We start from the raw sequence: 18,425 nt of genomic DNA, 5'->3' as shown, positions 1-18,425 counted from the left end.
GGCTGATCCTTGGTTCATGGGCACCAGTAAATCTCTAACGTAGGTTGCAAAAACGCGCGGATCGGCATTTCGGCGACATTGTCACCGGCCACCGCAGCGTTCAGGGTGGTCAATTTCGACTGACCGGAAATCGACAGCACTTTGTGTTTCGCCGAGGCCAGCAAAGCGCGACTCATGGTCAGGCGCTGGTGCGGCACGGTGGGCGCCAGCATCGGCCAGCAGCGGCGAGCACCATTGGCATCCAAGGCTTGAGCCAGGTTCGGACTGTCGGGGAACAGCGAGGCGGTGTGCCCGTCATCGCCCATGCCCAATATCAGTACGTCGATGGGCGGCAGCTCGGCCAGCAAACGATCGGCCTGCTCGGCTGCGGCTTCCAGGTCGACGCTGGCGCTGTAGAGGCTCAGGAACTGGGCCTTCGCCGCCGCACCTTGGAGCAGGTAACGCTTGAGCAGACCGGCGTTGCTGTCAGCGTGCTCAACCGGCACCCAGCGCTCATCGGCCAGGCTCACCACCACGCTCGACCAGTCCAGCGCCTGTTTGGCCAGGCTCTGGAAAAACGCCACGGGGCTGCGACCACCGGAGACCACCAGGGTCGCCGTGCCGCGCGCCTCGATGGCCTCGCGTAATTGCTCGGCCACCTTCAACGCCAAGCCCTCGGCCAGCAGCACCGGGGTTTTGAATTCGTGGGCGCTGACGCCCTGCGGTAGTTTCACTTCAGATATCGCCATACCATGACCTCCCGTCCCGCGTGATCAGTGCAATGGAGCTCATTGGCCCCCAGGACCCGGCCGCATACGGCTTGGGCGCATCGCCGGATTTCTTCCATCCGGCAATCAACTGGTCACACCACGTCCACGCGGCTTCAATTTCATCTTTACGGACAAACAGGTTCTGATTGCCGTTCATGACTTCCAGCAACAACCGCTCGTAGGCATCGGGAATCCGCGCGCTGCGATAGGTGTCGGAAAAGTTGAGTTGCAACGGACCGCTGCGCAATTGCATGCCCTTGTCCAGGCCTTGCTCCTTGGTCATCACTCGCAAGGAAATCCCTTCGTCCGGCTGCAGGCGGATGATCAGTTTGTTGCTGATCTGCAAGCGCTGCTCGGGGGCGAAGATGTAGTGGGACGGTTCCTTGAAGTGAATGACGATCTGCGACAGTTTCTGCGGCATACGCTTGCCGGTGCGCAGGTAAAACGGAACCCCGGCCCAGCGCCAGTTGCGAATGTCGGCGCGCAGGGCCACGAAGGTTTCGGTATCGCTCTGGGTGTTGGAGTTGGGCTCTTCCAGGTAACCCGGCACCGACTTGCCCTCGCTGTGGCCGGCGATGTACTGGCCGCGCACCACCTGAGTGGTCAGGCCTTCCGGGCTGATGGGGGCCAGGGCCTTGAGCACTTTGACCTTCTCGTCACGGATGCTGTCGGCGGACAGGTCGGCCGGCGGGTCCATGGCAATCAGGCAGAGCAACTGCAACAGGTGATTCTGGATCATGTCGCGCAGTTGGCCGGCTTTGTCGAAATAGCCCCAGCGGCCTTCGATGCCGACCTTCTCGGCGACGGTGATTTCCACATGGGAAATGTAATTCTGGTTCCACTGGGTTTCGAACAGGCTGTTGGCGAACCGCAGGGCGATCAGGTTCTGGACCGTCTCTTTACCCAGGTAGTGGTCGATACGGTAGGTGCGGTTTTCCGGGAAGAACTGCGCCACGGCGTCGTTGACCTTGCGCGACGATTCCAGGTCCGAGCCGATGGGTTTTTCCAGCACGACGCGGGTGTTTTCGCACAAGCCGACCTTCGCCAGGTTCTCGCAGATCGCTCCATACACCGCCGCTGGGGTGGCAAAATAGGCAATGACTTGCTGGGCTGAACCGGCCTGCTCGGCCAGGGCGACATAGTCCTCGGCCTTGAGGAAATCCACGTGCAGATAAGTCAGGCGCCCCAGGAAGCGTTCAACCACGGTCTCGTTCAGATCCTTGTCGCCCACGTAACGGCGCAACTCCGCGGCGATGAACGCCAGGTGTTGCTGTTCGCTACCCGGCTCCCGGGCCAGGGCAATGATCCGCGTGTCCTCGTGCAACAGGTCCGCGCCATCGAGCTGATAAAGGGCAGGAAACAGCTTGCGCAAGGCCAGGTCGCCCAACGCGCCGAACAAGGCGAAGGTGCACGGTTCAACCGTAATCGAATGCATGATGTTTGTTCTTTTATCAAGTTAAGCTACAAATACCTTTTTTCAAGGCATCACTCAAGGAAAAATGTAGTAATAACCACAACATTTTTCGAAAATACCGATTCCGAGTGGTGGTACACCGGAGCCATCAGTAGGATAGGCCACCGCAAAGGGTCGTATCAAAGACCCGTCTTTCTAGGAATCTTGTATGGACCGCGTGCGAAATTTACTGGAACAGATCCAGAGTCGCCTTGAAGACCTGAACAAGGCAGAACGCAAAGTGGCCGAAGTGATCCTGCTCAACCCACAGCAGGCCACCCGCTTCAGCATCGCCGCCCTCGCCCAGGCCGCTTCGGTCAGCGAACCCACCGTCAACCGCTTCTGCCGCTCATTCGGCGTCAGCGGCTACCCGGAACTCAAGCTGCAACTGGCCCAAAGCCTGGCCAGCGGCGCCGCTTACGTCAGTCGCGCAGTGGAGGCCGATGACAACCCGGAAGCCTACACCCGGAAAATCTTTGGCAGTGCCATTGCCTCATTGGACAGCGCCTGCCAGGCCCTTGATCCCAATTTGATCAGTCGTGCCGTGGATCTGCTGATCCAGGCCCGGCAGATTCACTTCTTCGGCCTCGGCGCCTCGGCACCGGTGGCGCTGGATGCCCAACACAAGTTCTTCCGCTTCAACCTGGCGGTGACCGCCCACGCCGATGTGCTGATGCAGCGGATGATCGCGTCAGTGGCCCACACGGGCGAGCTGTTCGTGATCATTTCCTACACCGGCCGTACCCGCGAGCTGGTGGAAGTCGCGCGCATCGCCCGGGAGAACGGCGCATCGGTACTGGGGCTGACCGCCGAAGGCTCGCCCCTGGCCAAGGCCAGCACCCTGAGCCTGAATATCCCGCTGCCCGAAGACACCGACATCTACATGCCGATGACCTCGCGGATCATCCAGCTCACTGTGCTGGACGTGCTCGCCACCGGCATGACCTTGCGCCGCGGTGTGGACTTCCAGCCGCATCTGCGCAAGATCAAGGAAAGCCTCAATGCCAGCCGGTATCCGGTGGGGGATGAGTTCAACTGAACTGGCTTGGGTAATTGAGCGCCTGACAGGCCGTCATCGCGAGCAGGCTCGCTCCCACAGTGGATCTTTATTGACCGCAGATCCATTGTGGGAGCGAGCCTGCTCGCGATGGGGCCAACAGCTGCCCCCCTTGATCAAGCCCCCACCCGCGCCTGCAAACTCAAATGCGCCCGCTCCCCCGGCGCCAGGCACAGGCTGTCAGTGCCACCGCTGGCCGCTTCGACGCAGACGAACTCCGACACCTCATCCCAGCTCACCCCCAGCAAAGGCCGGGCACCGGGATGCCACACCACGGTATCGGCACTGGCGCCGGTGTCGATGCACAGCTCACGCTGCCAGGCGTGGTCTTTAAGCTGCAGTTCACCCTCATGCTGGAACACCCGCTGACAACCGCCCTCGACCCGCAAATCGCCTTCCTGCTGGCAGGCTGCACGGTTCAACTGGTCGTAGCCCAGCGCGCCTTCAAGCCCAGACAGCGCTATCTCACCCACGTCACCAATACGCCAATAGGCGTGCAGAGCCTGGCTCAATTGGCACGGCAGGCTGTCTTGATGCTCGGTGCTCAAGCGTAATTCCATGCGTTCGCCCAGATCGGCGTACAGATCGACCTGCCAGTCGCACAACTGGAGCTGCCAGTGCAGGTGCACACCGTATTCATCGCTGCGGCTGTCGAGCAGTTTCCAGTCGATCAACCGTGCCCAGCCATGGGACGGCCAGGCATTTTCGCTGGGATGACGGCCATACCACGGCCAGCACACCGGCACACCGCCGCGGATCGCACCGACTTGTGGCCACCTGGCCGCACACCACAACCAGGGTTTCTGCCCCCGCGGCTGAAAGTGCAATAGCTGCGCGCCCTGGCGACTGAACACCGCCTGGCACAGAGGATGATCGATCACCAACACATCACGTTGCTGATAGCGCTCCCACGCAAACACCGGGCGCTCGCGCAAGGATCTGAAAAAGCGTTGTAGCGGATGCTCATGCATGAGCTGCGGTCCTGGAAATCATTGAACTGGATTGATGCGACAGCTTTTTGTGGCGAGGGGATTTATCCCCGCAGGCCTGTAGGCCTCACAAAAAAAAGCGGACAGCCTTGGCCATCCGCAAATATGCGCACATAGAGAGGAGCTTATCGCAACAGCGTTAGAACACCGACTGAATTTTCAGACCGGCGACCAGCGCGTCGTCGACTTCATTCACACCACCCGGATGAGTGATGTATTGCAGGTTAGGGCGTACGGTCAGCCAGTTGGTCACGTGGAAACCGTAGTTGATTTCGTAGTTGTATTCGGTGCCACGCAATGGCGAGAACAACGGATCGTCGTAGTCGCTGACACCATTGGCCGCGTTGACCAGCTCGGCGTTTTTCTTCACATCTTCGTTGACATGGATGCGGGAAAAACCAATCCCGACGTCATCTTTAGGACGCGCATTGAACGGCCCCTTGTACACGAACATCAGCGACTGGTAGTTGTCGACGACGTTGGTTTCCTTGTCATGGAAGGTGGCGTTGGCCGCAATGTTCAGACCGCGCGATGCATCACCGTTGTGGGTGGTGAGCTGTTGCTGCACCACGAACCAGTAGCCATCCTTGCTGCTGTGGCTGCGGTACGCGTTACCGGTTGTCGCGGCATCCTGGCCATTGTCGTCTTCGCGCACGTCATCAGCCTTGGCCGTACTTTTGTAGTAACCGATACGATATTCGCCTGGCAGGCCATTGAGCTTGGGCGACCAGACCAACTCGACAGGAATGAGCGTGCCCTTGGTGCCACTGCCGCTGAGCTTGTAGCGGTTTCCGTTTTCCAGCTGCGAAGGGTTCTGGTTGTAAGCACCGATCTGCGCATAGAGTTCGGGCGTGAGGTTGTACTTGACGCGAATCGCCGCCTGCATGATCGGCCAATTGTACCAGATGCCGGTTGCCCAGTTACCCGCTTGCGAACCGCAGAACGCCAGGTTCTGGAACTCGCACGGGAAACTGTTGAAATCTTCACCGACCCCGTAATAACCGGCTTTGACATCCAGCTTACTGTCGAAATACTGCTGCTTGATCCACAACTGCGTCAGACGGGTGGTTTGCCCACGGCCCCAGACTTCCTGGGAAGAGCTGAGGGTGCCGGCACGGGGATCACCGATACGGTCGTTGGAGATGTTGCGACCGTCACGGCGAGTGAATTGAATCTTGGCCGTGGTATCACCCCAACCTGCCAGTTTCTCCAGGTCGAGGGCTACACCCAAGCCAAACTGCTGGGACCAACGCGCAGTCTTGTCATCGTTGTAACCGCCGTCGAGATTGGCCCCCATCTCACCGACGAAATCAGCCTTGATATCGATACCTTGCTCGATCAGCCTGGTCCGCTCGCCACCCCAGTCGCCCGTCATCCACTGCGAATCGGCGCTGAAAGCCTCGGCCGCGTGCGCACTACCGGCCAGCATCATCGCCGCAACAGCGGACAATTGGCAGACACGCCGGGCGTTGTTGTTCTTCTTCATCCCTACATCCTCGTCTTTATTGTTATTAACTGTTTTTATCTAACGCGGTTTACAACGATTGCGGCGAATGGTCCCCCACTCACCGCATACTCCCTGGTGGGAGAGAGCTTGTTTGGGAGCAAAGCCCCCTCCCCCATTTGTTCTTCATCGGCCTTTGAACTGCGCTACGTTTGCGGTCCGGGCATCTGTCTGCACTTGGCCGGCCACGCCCAGGCGTTCGCCGGACTTGGCGTCGAACAGCAGCACTTTCGAAGGATCGAATTGCAGCGTCAGGGTCTCCCCCACCTGCGGCGCCACGTCCGGCGCCAGGCGGCAGCAGACCTTGGTGTCGTTCAGGTTGACGAACACCAGCGTGTCCGGTCCGGTGGGTTCGGTGACCTGGACTTCGGCGCGAATGGTCGGCAAACCATTGGGCTCGTTGCCCGCCAGCATGATCTGTTCCGGGCGCAGGCCGAGGATCACTTCACGGTCTTCCAGACCCGCATCCTGCATGCCCATCGGCAGCTCACAACGAGCCTGGCCGCTGTCGAGCAAGGCCAGCAGACGGCCGTCCTTGCGTTGCAGGCGCAGGGGGATGAAGTTCATCGGTGGCGAACCGATGAAGCTCGCCACGAACAGGTTGGCCGGGTTGGTGTAGATGTCTTTCGGCGTGCCGAACTGCTGGATGATGCCGTCCTTCATCACCGCCACTTTGTCGCCCAGGGTCATGGCTTCGATCTGGTCGTGGGTGACGTAGACCGTGGTGGTCTTCAGGCGCTGGTGCATCAGTTTCATTTCGGTGCGCATCTCGACCCGCAGCTTGGCGTCGAGGTTGGACAGCGGTTCGTCGAACAGGTAGATCTTCGGCCGCCGCGCCAGCGCCCGGCCCATGGCCACGCGCTGTTGCTGGCCGCCGGAAAGCTGGCCGGGCTTGCGGTTGAGCAGGTGTTCGATCTGCAACAGCTTGGCCACGCGGGTGACTTCTTCGTCGATGGCCGGCTGGCTCATCTTGCGAATCTTCAGACCGAACTCGATGTTCTCCCGCACGCTCATGGTCGGGTACAGCGCGTAGGACTGGAACACCATGGCGATGTCGCGATCCTTCGGACTCATGCCGCTGACATCCTGGTCACCGATCATGATCGCGCCGCCGGTAATGGTTTCAAGGCCGGCGATGCAGTTCATCAGCGTCGACTTGCCGCAGCCCGAAGGGCCGACGAGGATCAGGAACTCACCGTCCTTGATCGACAACTCGATGTTCTTCAGGGTGTCCGGCAGGCCGGCACCATAGGTCTTGTTTACATTGCGAAGTTCGAGCGTTGCCATGATTACCCCTTGACTGCGCCGGCCGTCAGACCGCGCACGAAATACTTGCCTGCCACTACATAGACCAGCAGGGTCGGCAGCCCGGCGATCATCGCCGCCGCCATATCAACGTTGTATTCCTTGGCCCCGGTACTGGTGTTGACCAAGTTGTTCAGCGCCACCGTGATGGGCTGCGAATCGCCGCTGGAGAACACCACGCCAAACAGGAAGTCGTTCCAGATCTGGGTGAACTGCCAGATCAGGCAGACCATGATGATCGGGGTGGACATCGGCAGGATGATCCGCCGGAAGATGGTGAAGAAACCCGCACCGTCCAGTCGCGCCGCTTTCACCAGCGCATCGGGAATGCTCACGTAGTAGTTACGGAAAAACAGCGTGGTGAACGCCAGGCCGTAGACCACATGTATGAACACCAGCCCCGTGGTGGTACTGGCCAGGCCCATCTTGCCGAGCGTGAACGAAGCCGGCAGCAGGACGGTCTGGAACGGCAGGAAGCAGCCGAACAGCAGCAGGCCGAAGAACAACTGCGAACCGCGAAAGCGCCACATCGACAACACGTAGCCGTTCAATGCACCGATCGCGGTGGAGATCAGCACCGCCGGGACGGTGATCTTGATCGAGTTCCAGAAATACCCGTCAACCGTGGCCCAGGCCTTGACCCAGCCGATGCCGGTGACCACGGTCGGCCAGCTCAGCAGGTTGCCGGTGCTGATGTCTTCCGGGGTCTTGAAGCTGGTCAACAGCATGACTACCAGCGGCACCAGGTAAAGCAATACGGCAAGGATCAGTACCGCGTAGATCGCGATGCGACTCAGGCTGATGGAAGGTTTCGCAGCGAGACTAGTCATGACGCTTGGTCCTCAGCTCGGAGTACAGGTAAGGCACGATGATTGCGAGAATCGCACCGAGCATCAGAATCGCACTGGCCGAGCCCATGCCCATCTGGCCGCGACTGAATGTGAAGGAGTACATGAACATGGCAGGCAGGTCAGAGGAGTAACCCGGGCCGCCGGCTGTCATCGCCGCCACCAGGTCAAAGCTCTTGATCGCGATGTGCGCCAGGATCATTACGGCGCTGAAGAACACCGGACGCAGGCTCGGCAGCACCACTTTCCAGTAGATGCGCGGCATGCTCGCGCCATCGATCTGCGCAGCCCGGATGATCGATTGATCCACCCCACGCAGGCCGGCCAGGAACATCGCCATGATGAAACCCGAGGCCTGCCACACTGCGGCGATCACCAGGCAATACACCACACGGTCCGGGTCGATCAGCCAGTCCAGGCGAAAACCTTCCCAGCCCCAGTCACGCAACAATTTATCCAGGCCCATGCCCGGGTTGAGCAACCACTTCCAGGCCGTACCGGTGACGATCATCGAGAGCGCCATCGGATACAGGTAAATGGTGCGGATGAAACCTTCACGACGAATGCGCTGGTCAAGAAACACCGCCAGCAGCACGCCGATCACCAGGGTGATGCCGATGAACATGCCGCCAAAGAGCGCCAGGTTCTTGCTCGCCACCCACCAGCGGTCGTTGTCCCACAGCCGCGCGTATTGCGCCAGGCCCGCCCACTTGTAGTTCGGCAGAAAGGTCGAGGTGGTGAACGACAGAACAAACGTCCACAAGATATAACCGTAGAAGCCCACCAGAACGATGAACATGCTCGGCGCCAGCACCAGTTTTGGGAGCCAGCGCTGCAATGCATCGAACGGCGAGGCCTTGCTGAACACAGCAACAGAACTCATGGGAAGATCCAGTACTTGAGAAAAAGACTACTCGCATCCCTTGTGGGAGCGGGCTTGTGTGGGAGCTGAGCTTGCTCGCGATGAAAGCGCTACGGTCTTTCGAATGACCGCGTTATCGTTCATCGCGAGCAAGCTTTGCTCCCACAGGCTCGCTCCCACAGGGGGTCGCGGTGCTAACGGTTACTTGGCAGACTGAACCGCTGCGCCAAGCTTCTTGGCGGCGTCGGCTGGGTCGGCTTTCGGGTCGTTGATGAAGTTGGTCACCACGTCAAAGAACGCGCCCTGTACTGCCAACGTGGTCGCCATGTTGTGCGCCATGCTCGGCTGCAGGCCGCCGGACTTGGCGTCCGCCAGGAAGTCCTTGGCAGCGGTCTGGGCGCAGGAATCGAAACCGTACTTGGCCATGTCGGCCAGCATGTCGTTGCGCACCGGGATCGAACCCTTGTTGATGCTGAAGACTTTCTGGAAGTTCTCACCCAGCACGACCTTGGCGATGTCCTTCTGACCGGCCGCGGTGCCTTCGTCTTTCTGCTTGAACACCGCCAGGGAGTCGATGTTGTAGGTGAAGGCCTTGTCGGTCCCCGGGAAAGCTACGCACTCGTAGTCCTTGCCGGCGACTTTCTTCGCGGCGGTCCATTCGCTCTTGGCCCAGTCACCCATGATCTGCATGCCGGCCTTGCCGTTGATGACCTTGGCCGCTTCCAGGTTCCAGTCCTGCCCCTTGCCGTCCACGTCCATGTAGGTCGCGACTTTCTTGAGCTCGGTCAACGCCTTGACCATGTCCGGACCGGTCAGGGCTTTGTTGTCCAGATCGACCAGGGCTTTCTTGTAGCCATCGACGCCCATGACCGAGAGCACCACGGCTTCGAACACCGTGCTGTCCTGCCAAGGCTGGCCGCCGTGGGCCAGCGCAATGAAGCCTGCTGCCTTGAGCTTGTCGCCGGCGGCGTAGAATTCTTCGAGGGTGGTGGGGTTTTTGGTGATGCCGGCTTTCTTGAAGACTTCCGGGTTGATCCACAGCCAGTTGACGCGGTGGATGTTCACCGGCACGGCAACGTAGTCACCTTCGTACTTCACGGTATCGGAGACTTTCTTGTCGAGCAGGCTGTCCCACTTCTCTTCTTTGGCAACGTCTTTCAGGACGTCGGTGTCGAGCAGTCCGGTAGACGCCCACTCCTGGATGTCCGGGCCTTTGATCTGGGCCACACCCGGTGGGTTACCGGCCACGGCACGACTCTTGAGCACGGTCATGGCAGTTGAGCCGCCACCACCGGCAACAGCGCCATCCTTCCAGGTAAAGCCGTCTTTCTCTACCTGGGCCTTGAGCACATCGACCGCGGCTTTTTCGCCACCGGACGTCCACCAGTGAACGACTTCCACGCTGCCTTTGGATTCGGCGGCAAGGGCGCTGACAGGGAATGCTGCGACGGGAAGCAGGGAAGCAAGAGAAATGACAGTAGCGAGGCGAGAAATCGCATTCATCTAGAAGTACCTTTCTTGTTGTTATGCATGCAAGTCTGGTGCTTGCGCTGCATGGATTCTAAACAGGGGAAATCCCTTCGCAGGTAACGAAGGGACGCGTAAATGTCACGGCATGGTTACACAGGCGCGGGACTGGAGAGTTTCGCCAACGCCGTCGCCATGCTGGGGGCGAGGGGCAAACGCGGGATCAGCACGGCCTGCCAGGCGTGATACAGGTCCGGCTTGCCCGGCCAGATGTCGGCGCTGGGGCGGTTTTGCGGATCGAGCTCGTGGTACCAGCTGCCGTTGCAACGGTCGATGAAATGTTTGTCACAGAACTCCCAGAACCGCCGGTACCAGGCTTCGTATTGCGCCTCGTCGGTGCGTTTGAGCAAGGCACTGGCGGCGGCCGCTGCTTCGGCATGCACCCAATGCAGGCGATGGCGAACTACCGCGCGATTGTCCCAGTCCAGGGTGTAGACAAGGCCTGGGGCGCCGTCGACCTCCCAACCGTGGCGGCAGTTCTGGTCAAAAAGTTTCTGCGCATCCTGGGCCAGCCAGCCCGGGGTCAACATGCCAATCTGCACCCGTGCAGCCTCAAGGTGCAACAGCAGCCGCGCCCATTCGAAACCATGGCCGGGCGTGGTGCCGTAAGGGCGAAAACCGTCGGCGGGGTTGTCGTGGTTGTACTCGCGCAGCGGCTGCCAGTGACGATCGAAATGCTCCACCACCAGGTAGTCATTGGCGGCGGCGTGGCCGTGGATTACCCGCTCAACGATACGCAGCGCGCGGACCAGCCAGCGGGGCTCGTCCGTGGCATCGGCCAGGGCCAGGAAGGCTTCGGTGGCGTGCATGTTGCTGTTGGCGCCGCGATAGGCTTCTTCGTCGCTCCAGTCGCGGTTGAAGGACTCGCGCAGGGCGCCCTCCTCTTCGCTCCAGAAGTGCGTATCGATCACCCGCACGGCTTCATCCAGCAACGCCTGGGCGCCAGGACGTTGGGCCACCACCGCGGAACTGGCCGCCAAGGCGACAAATGCGTGCAGGTAGGCGGCCTTGCCGGTGTCGTTTTCATGGGGTTGCGCCGTGGCGAACCAGCCGCCGTGCTCGGCGTCCCGCAGAGGGCCGCTGAGGGCCTGGACACCGTGGTCCACCAGCTCGGAGAACCCCGGCAGCCCCTGGATATGGGCCATGGCGAAGCTATGGGTCATGCGTGCGGTGTTCATGGTTTCAGCCCGGGCATCGTCCGGCAGGCGACCCTGCTCGTCCAGGTTGCCAAAGCCGTCCGGCAGCTTCGAAGCCTTGGCGAACGCCAGCAGACGCAAGCCTTCGGCGGCAAGCCATTGCTGGTGGGCAGGCGCATTCAGCCAACTGCTGAAGGTCGGTTGGAAGGTGTCCATGGGAGTACCTTTTTTTGTTGTTTTGACGCAGGGAGTCTAAACAAGGGATGGCGGGTGGCAGGTAACGAAAGGGGCGAGTTATGTCACCGACTTGTGACATTACTTGGGCGATGCGCTGAAGCTGACGGCGTCATCGCGAGCAGGCTCGCTCCCACATTGGCGCCAGGGAATAAACAATTTTTGTGGTCACCACCGAGCCCTGTGGGAGCGAGCCTGCTCGCGATCAACGAGAACGCGGTCCGACTAATCCACACTGCGAGGCAACTGCAATGTCACCCGCAACCCACCCTCGCGCAGGTTCTGCAGGCTGACTTCGCCGCCATGGCTATGGGCGATGTTGCGGGCGATGCCCAGGCCCAGGCCATAGCCCTGCTGCTGCCCGGCCAGGCGAAAGTGCGGTTCGAAGACTTGCTCCAGACGTTGCTCCGGCACACCTGGCCCCTCGTCGTCGACGTGCAGGATGAACGCGGTGTCATCGTCATCGATGTGCAGGTGGGCGTTTTGCCCGTACTTCAGCGCATTGTCGATCAGGTTACCGATGCAGCGCTTGAGGGCCAGCGGCTTGCCGGGATACGGCGCCAACGCGCGGCCATCCTGGGTTACCCGGCCATTGCCGTTGGGCGCCAGGTACGGTTCGACCAGGCAATCGAGCACATGGTTGAGGTCCACCGGCTCGATGTTTTCGTGAATGTCGGTGTCCTTGACGCATTGCAACGCACCTTTGACCAATAACTCCAGCTCGTCCAGGTCGCGGCCGAACTTGGCCTGCAGGTTTTCGTCCTCCAGCAGTTCGACCCGCAAGCGCAGCCGCGTGATCGGCGTGCGCAAGTCATGGGAAATCGCGCTGAACAATTGGCTGCGTTCGGTCAGGTAACGGCTGATGCGTTCACGCATGGCATTGAATGCCCTGCCCACTTCCACCACTTCGCTGCCGCCGCCTTCAGCTACCGGTTCCACTTCGGCGCCCAGGGACATGTCGCGTGCCGCGCGGGCCAGGCGTTTGAGGGGCCGGCTCTGCCAATGCACCAGCAAACCGATGAACAGCAACAACAGGCTGCTGGTCAGCACGATAAAGCCAACCTGCTGCGTCGGCAGGCTCTGCTCTTCAAGACTGGTGTAGGGCTCTGGGAGCAGCGAAGCGATGTACAGCCATTCGCCCGGCGCCATCTGGATTTGCGTGACCAGCACCGGCGGGTTCACCGGTTCCAGGGTCAAGGCGTAGTGGGCCCAGGAGCGCGGCAATTCATCAAGCTTCAGGCCGCCGTTGAAAATCCGCAGGTCTTCGGGGCTGACAAACTTCACCGAGATGTCGGCGCTGTTGCCCAGGGATTTTCGCAGTACGTCATCCACCGCCTTGAGCACCGCCAGCTTGCGCGGCGTAACCGGCAGCACGTCCATGCCCAGGGGTTTGTCGTTGAGCGTGACGACAAACCGCGTGCCGCCCATGCTGCGCAATTGATCCAGCACCAATGGCCGGTAAGCCACCGGCAACGAGCGCAGATAGCTGACACTGGCGGTCATCGAATGGGCCAGGCTACGGGCGCTGGTGACCAGGCCTTCGAGCTGGGTGGCGCGCAGTTGCGAGACCCAGATCAGGCTGGACAAGGTCTGGGCGAACAGCACCACCAGCAGGGTCAGCAGCAGCATTCTTCCAAGCAACGAACGCGGCACCGGCACCCGGCGGGCTATTTTCTTGATCCAATCAATGACCATTGCTGGCAATCACACTGGCCGCCAGTTGATAACCACTGCCGCGCACCGTGCGGATCAACCGTGGTGGCTTGTCGGTGTCACGCAGGCGCTGGCGCAGACGACTGACCGCCATGTCGACGATTCGGTCCAGGGGCATCAACTCCCGACCGCGAGTGGCGTTGCCAATGGTGTCGCGGTCGAGGATTTCCTGGGGATGGTCAAGAAACAGCTTGAGCAAGGCGAAATCGGCGCCGGAGAGGATCACTTCTTCGCCGTCGGTGTGGAACAGTCGATGGCTGACCATGTCCAGCCGCCACTCGTCGAAGGCCAACACTTCGCCGCCGGAGCGTTCCTGGCCAAACTGCGCACGACGCAACAGCGCCTTGATGCGCGCCTGGAGTTCACGCGGACTGAAAGGTTTGCCCAGATAATCATCGGCCCCCAGCTCAAGGCCGATAACCCGGTCGGCCTCGTCGGAACTGGCCGTGAGCATGATGATTGGTACGTGGGCCTGGCGCGGGTGCTGGCGAACCCAGCGGCAAAGGCTGAAGCCGTCCTCGTCGGGCAACATCACGTCGAGGATCACCAGATCGCTGGCTGCTTCGTTAAGTGCCTGGCGAAACCCGGCGCCATCAGGGGTAGTACGTACCTGAAAACCCGCGCGACTGAGGTAAGTGTCCAGCAGTTCGCGAATCTCCTGGTCGTCGTCGACCAACAAAATCGATTTGTTCACTGAACTCACGGGGCCTCGTCCTTGTTGTTTGGGTTGGGGCGATTATGCCTGATGGATGAGGACTACAAACACACTACAAAACCCCTGTGGGAGCGAGCTTGCTCGCGATAGCGGTGTATCAGTCAACATCAATGGCGACTGACACTCCGTCATCGCGAGCAAGCTCGCTCCCACAGGGGATCACATTTCAAACTGGAGTCGATTGCTCCAACGCCACACCCGCGCCCATCAGCCCGGAATACGGCGCCGTCACCAGCCAGACTGGAATACCCTTGAAATAATCGCTCATGCAGCCCTTGTCGGCGAAGCAACGGGCGAAACCACTTTCAAGGAAAAAATCGGCGAATCGCGGGACCACCCCGCCGACGATGTATACACCGCCACGCCCACCCACCGTCAGCACATTGTTACCGGCCACCCGCCCCAGCCAGCGGCAGAATTGCTCGAGCACTTCCAGGGCAATGGGGTCTCCGGCCAGGCCGGCGGCGGTGATGGATTCGGGCGTGTCGAGCACCGGCGTATGGCCATCCACCGCGCAGATGGCGCGGTACACCCGAGGTAACCCGCTGCCGCTCAGGGCGGTTTCGGCACTGACATGACCGATCTCGTTGTAGATGTGCTGCCACAGCTGGGTTTCCCGCGGGCTGCTCATGGGCAGGTCGACATGGCCACCCTCCCCCGGCAATGCCGCAAAACGACCGCCGCCCAAATCCAGCAACGTGCCCACACCCAGCCCGGTGCCAGGACCGATCACCACCGCCGGACGCAACGGCTCCGGCGTGCCCTCGCAGACAACCCGGTATTCATCGGGACGCAAGCACGTCATGCCCAGGGCCATGGCCGAAAAGTCATTGACCAGCAGCAGCTTCTCGACCTCAAGGGTCTTGCAAAAGGCCAGATTGCTCAGGCGCCAGTGATTGTTGGTGAAGCGAAACTCATCGCCGCTGACCGGCCCCGCCACGGACAGGCAAACCGAACCGATCGAACCCGGCTTCAGGCCTACGCCGCTCAGGTAAACCTTGATGGCATCTTCGGGGCAGGCGTAATCCGCGGTCGCCAGCACCTGGATATTTTCCAGGTTGTGGTTCTTCCACAAGGCGAACCGGGCGTTGGTCCCACCGATGTCACCGACCAAAGCCAGTTTCAATTAAGCGTCTCCAGGGCAGAAGTGAAGGCGCTGGCGCCCTGCTCTGCCGAGCTGAATGCCATGCGCATGAAACCAAACAGCTCGCGACCGGTGCCAATGTTGTTGCCCAACAAGCCCTTGGCCGGTGTGCGTGCGGCGAATTCCTCGGCGTCCACCTTCAACTCCAAGGTGCCTTTGACGCCATCGACGCGGATGATATCGCCCTCCTGCACGCGGGCCAATGCGCCGCCAACGTAGGCTTCGGGGCTGACGTGGATAGCCGCCGGAATTTTCCCCGACGCGCCGGACATGCGTCCGTCCGTCACCAACGCCACTTTGAAACCGCGATCCTGCAATACGCCGAGGAACGGTGTCATCTTGTGCAGCTCCGGCATGCCATTGGAGCGCGGGCCCTGGAAGCGCATCACCGCGACAAAATCTTTCTCCAGCAGGCCGGCCTTGAACGCATCGGCCAGGTCCTGTTGATCCTGAAAGACCATGGCCGGGGCTTCGACGACCTGGTTTTCCAGGGCCACCGCCGAGACTTTCATCACGCCGCGCCCCAGGTTGCCTTCCATCACCCGCAACCCGCCCTCGGCCGAGAACGCGCGGGCCACCGGGCGCAGGATGTTTTCATCGAGGCTTTCGATCGGGCCTTCGCGCCATACCAGTTCGCCGTCTTCGAGAAACGGTTCCTGGGTGTAGCGGCTCAGGCCGTGACCCAGCACGGTGTTGACGTTTTCGTGGAGCAAGCCGGCTTCCAGCAATTCGCGGATCAGGAACGACATGCCGCCCGCCGCCTGGAAGTGGTTGATGTCGGCCTTGCCGTTCGGATAGACGTGACTCAGGGTCGGCACCACCTCGGAGAGGTCGGCCATGTCCTGCCAGGTCAGCTGGATGCCTGCGGCCATGGCAATGGCTGGCATGTGCAAGGTGTGATTGGTGGAACCGCCGGTGGCGTGCAGCGCGACAACGGAATTGACCAGCGACCGCTCGTCGACGATTTCGCCGATGGGCATGAAGTTGCCGCTCTGCTTGGTCAGGCGCGTGACCTGGAACGCCGCTTCGCGAGTCAGCGCATCACGCAACGGCGTGTTCGGATTGACGAACGAGGCACCCGGCAAGTGCAGGCCCATTACCTCCATCAACAACTGGTTGGTGTTGGCCGTGCCGTAGAAGGTGCAGGTGCCGGGGCTGTGGTAGGACTTCATCTCCGACTCCAGCAGCTCTTCGCGGGTGGCCTTGCCCTCGGCATAGCGCTGACGCACGTCGGCTTTCTGCTTGTTGGAAATGCCTGAGACCATGGGCCCGCCTGGCACGAAAATCGTCGGCAAATGACCGAAACGCAGCGCGCCCATCATCAGGCCTGGCACGATCTTGTCGCAGATGCCGAGCATCAGTGCGCCGTCGAACATGTTGTGGGACAACGCCACCGCCGTCGACAGTGCGATCACTTCGCGGCTCGGCAGGCTCAGTTCCATCCCCGCCTCACCTTGGGTCACGCCATCGCACATGGCCGGCGTGCCACCGGCAAACTGGCCGACCGAGCCGATCTCGCGCAAGGCTTTCTTGATCTGTTCCGGGAAGGTTTCGTAGGGCTGGTGGGCCGAGAGCATGTCGTTGTAGGAAGACACGATGGCGATGTTGGCGGCGTTCATCATCCGCAGGTGATGCTTGTCTTCGGTGCCGCAACCGGCCACGCCGTGGGCGAAGTTGGCGCATTGCAACTTACCGCGCATCGGACCGTCGCTGGCTGCACCGCGGATCAATGCAAGGTAAGCCTGACGCGTGGCGCGGCTGCGGGCGATAAGCCGTTCGGTGACCTCAAGTACGCGGGGATGCATGTGTAGAACTCCAGGCTAACGGGTGTGGCGACCTGATTGTCTATGCTGGTCAAAACCCCGCCACGCATTGGGCGACAGCGGATTTCTTGACCATTCGGACCAGTTGATTCAGGTCACTCGTTGTAGATAAAACAAAATATTGCCACTAAAAAGGCTTGTTTTCTATTTTTATGCGAATAATCTTGTAATTCCAACAACAAATCGACGGCGGCGCAGTTAATGACTCTTCGAATCGCAATCAATGGTTTTGGCCGCATCGGCCGCAACGTCCTCCGTGCACTGTATACCCAAGGTTATCGTCGCGACTTGCAGATCGTCGCCATCAACGACCTGGGCGACAGCGCAATCAATGCTCATCTGCTCAAGTTCGACACGGTTCACGGCACCTTCGATGCCGAGGTGCAGCACGATCACGAAAGCCTGACGGTCAATGGTGACCGTATCTCGGTCAGCGCCATCCGCAACCCGGCCGAACTGCCCTGGGCCGCCGAAAAAATCGACGTCGTGTTCGAATGCACCGGTTTGTTCACCGACCGCGCCAAGGCCGCCGCCCATATCAGCGCCGGCGCCCGCAAGGTGATCATTTCGGCCCCGGCCAAGGGTGCCGACGCCACCGTGGTGTACGGCGTGAACCACGATATTTTGCGCCAGTCCCACCAGATCATCTCCAACGCTTCGTGCACCACCAACTGCCTGGCCCCGGTGGCCCAGGTGCTGCACCGCGAACTGGGCATCGAAAGCGGCCTGATGACCACGATCCATGCCTACACCAATGATCAGAACCTGACCGACGTCTACCACAGCGACCCATACCGCGCCCGTTCGGCCACACAGAATATGATCCCGAGCAAGACCGGCGCCGCCGAGGCCGTGGGCCTGGTGCTGCCGGAACTGGCGGGCAAGCTGACCGGTATGGCCGTGCGCGTGCCGGTGATCAACGTGTCGCTGGTGGATTTGACCGTGCAGCTCAAGCGTGAAGCGTCGGCCGAAGAAGTCAACGAACTGCTGCGCCAGGCCAGCCAGCATTCGAAGATTCTCGGCTACAACACCCTGCCGCTGGTCTCCAGCGATTTCAACCACAACCCGCTGTCGTCGATCTTCGACGCCAACCACACCAAGGCCAGCGGCAAGCTGCTCAAGGTACTGGCCTGGTATGACAACGAATGGGGCTTCTCCAACCGCATGCTGGATAACTGCCTGGCGTTGTGTAACGCCGAGTAACTCACCGCGCAGCCGGTAATGTGGGAGCAAGCTTTGCTCCCACAGGTTTGCTTCCACAGGCCTGCTTCCCAGGCTTGCTCCCCACATGGAATCGGGGTGGTGAAATGAGGGCTTGACCCATCAACTAGATGATAAGCATTATCATCTAGTCAAATCGAATCGG

The 18,425-nt window shown here is 60.6% G+C and carries 15 protein-coding genes; 2 read left to right on the top strand and 13 right to left on the bottom strand.

Features of this window, described 5'->3' with window-relative positions; all coding sequences use genetic code 11:
* Window positions 1-14: 14 nt before the first annotated feature.
* Together pgl and zwf are read right to left on the bottom strand one after the other, a co-directional pair.
* Window positions 15-728 (bottom strand): 6-phosphogluconolactonase, encoded by a 714-nt coding sequence (pgl, locus tag AC3I65_RS05850; RefSeq protein WP_488523541.1) that lies wholly within the window; start codon window positions 726-728, stop codon window positions 15-17.
* Window positions 715-2,184 carry a glucose-6-phosphate dehydrogenase gene (zwf, locus tag AC3I65_RS05845; RefSeq protein WP_047228356.1) on the bottom strand — a complete coding sequence of 490 codons (1,470 nt, stop codon included), beginning with the start codon at window positions 2,182-2,184 and terminating at the stop codon, window positions 715-717. The genes pgl and zwf overlap by 14 nt, the downstream gene beginning before the upstream one ends.
* Before the next feature lie 196 nt (window positions 2,185-2,380).
* Between zwf and AC3I65_RS05840 the strand changes: the two genes are divergently transcribed.
* The gene (locus tag AC3I65_RS05840) at window positions 2,381-3,241 is read left to right on the top strand and encodes a MurR/RpiR family transcriptional regulator (protein ID WP_171061416.1); all 861 of its coding nucleotides are present in this window, start codon (window positions 2,381-2,383) and stop codon (window positions 3,239-3,241) included.
* 134 nt (window positions 3,242-3,375) lie between these two features.
* Here AC3I65_RS05840 and AC3I65_RS05835 read toward each other — a convergent pair whose 3' ends face one another.
* The 11 genes from AC3I65_RS05835 to edd form a co-directional block, all read right to left on the bottom strand.
* Window positions 3,376-4,230 (bottom strand): D-hexose-6-phosphate mutarotase, encoded by an 855-nt coding sequence (locus tag AC3I65_RS05835; RefSeq protein ID WP_274090911.1) that lies wholly within the window; start codon window positions 4,228-4,230, stop codon window positions 3,376-3,378.
* Between the two features lie 157 nt (window positions 4,231-4,387).
* Entirely contained in the window at window positions 4,388-5,734 is a 1,347-nt protein-coding gene (locus AC3I65_RS05830) for a carbohydrate porin (protein ID WP_173407306.1), read from the bottom strand.
* 144 nt (window positions 5,735-5,878) lie between these two features.
* A complete protein-coding gene (locus tag AC3I65_RS05825; RefSeq protein ID WP_047228359.1) occupies window positions 5,879-7,039 on the bottom strand; it encodes an ABC transporter ATP-binding protein in 1,161 nt (386 codons plus the stop codon).
* Window positions 7,040-7,041: 2 nt separating this feature from the next.
* Window positions 7,042-7,887: a carbohydrate ABC transporter permease gene (locus AC3I65_RS05820; protein WP_047228360.1), complete on the bottom strand. Its 846-nt coding sequence runs from the start codon at window positions 7,885-7,887 to the stop codon at window positions 7,042-7,044.
* The gene (locus AC3I65_RS05815) at window positions 7,880-8,788 is read right to left on the bottom strand and encodes a carbohydrate ABC transporter permease (protein WP_047228361.1); all 909 of its coding nucleotides are present in this window, start codon (window positions 8,786-8,788) and stop codon (window positions 7,880-7,882) included. The genes AC3I65_RS05820 and AC3I65_RS05815 overlap by 8 nt, the downstream gene beginning before the upstream one ends.
* A gap of 180 nt (window positions 8,789-8,968) precedes the next feature.
* A complete protein-coding gene (locus AC3I65_RS05810; RefSeq protein ID WP_047228362.1) occupies window positions 8,969-10,270 on the bottom strand; it encodes an ABC transporter substrate-binding protein in 1,302 nt (433 codons plus the stop codon).
* 116 nt (window positions 10,271-10,386) lie between these two features.
* Entirely contained in the window at window positions 10,387-11,646 is a 1,260-nt protein-coding gene (locus AC3I65_RS05805; RefSeq protein WP_488523540.1) for a D-mannose isomerase, read from the bottom strand.
* A gap of 243 nt (window positions 11,647-11,889) precedes the next feature.
* The gene (locus AC3I65_RS05800) at window positions 11,890-13,359 is read right to left on the bottom strand and encodes an ATP-binding protein (RefSeq protein WP_047228364.1); all 1,470 of its coding nucleotides are present in this window, start codon (window positions 13,357-13,359) and stop codon (window positions 11,890-11,892) included.
* Window positions 13,349-14,080, bottom strand: coding sequence for a response regulator (locus tag AC3I65_RS05795; protein WP_047228365.1), 732 nt, complete (start codon window positions 14,078-14,080; stop codon window positions 13,349-13,351). Before AC3I65_RS05795 ends, AC3I65_RS05800 begins: the two co-directional genes overlap by 11 nt.
* A 178-nt stretch (window positions 14,081-14,258) precedes the next feature.
* Window positions 14,259-15,218: a glucokinase gene (locus AC3I65_RS05790; RefSeq protein WP_139050979.1), complete on the bottom strand. Its 960-nt coding sequence runs from the start codon at window positions 15,216-15,218 to the stop codon at window positions 14,259-14,261.
* The gene (gene edd, locus AC3I65_RS05785; RefSeq protein ID WP_047228367.1) at window positions 15,215-17,041 is read right to left on the bottom strand and encodes a phosphogluconate dehydratase; all 1,827 of its coding nucleotides are present in this window, start codon (window positions 17,039-17,041) and stop codon (window positions 15,215-15,217) included. The genes AC3I65_RS05790 and edd overlap by 4 nt, the downstream gene beginning before the upstream one ends.
* A gap of 219 nt (window positions 17,042-17,260) precedes the next feature.
* On the opposite strand from edd, the gene gap reads away from it, so the two are divergent.
* Entirely contained in the window at window positions 17,261-18,262 is a 1,002-nt protein-coding gene (gene gap, locus AC3I65_RS05780; protein ID WP_188252317.1) for a type I glyceraldehyde-3-phosphate dehydrogenase, read from the top strand.
* Window positions 18,263-18,425: the final 163 nt, after the last annotated feature.

This window comes from Pseudomonas sp. N-1-13, assembly GCF_057787095.1.
Note: the sequence above shows the minus strand (reverse complement) of the source record. Positions and strands in the feature narration are given on the sequence as shown.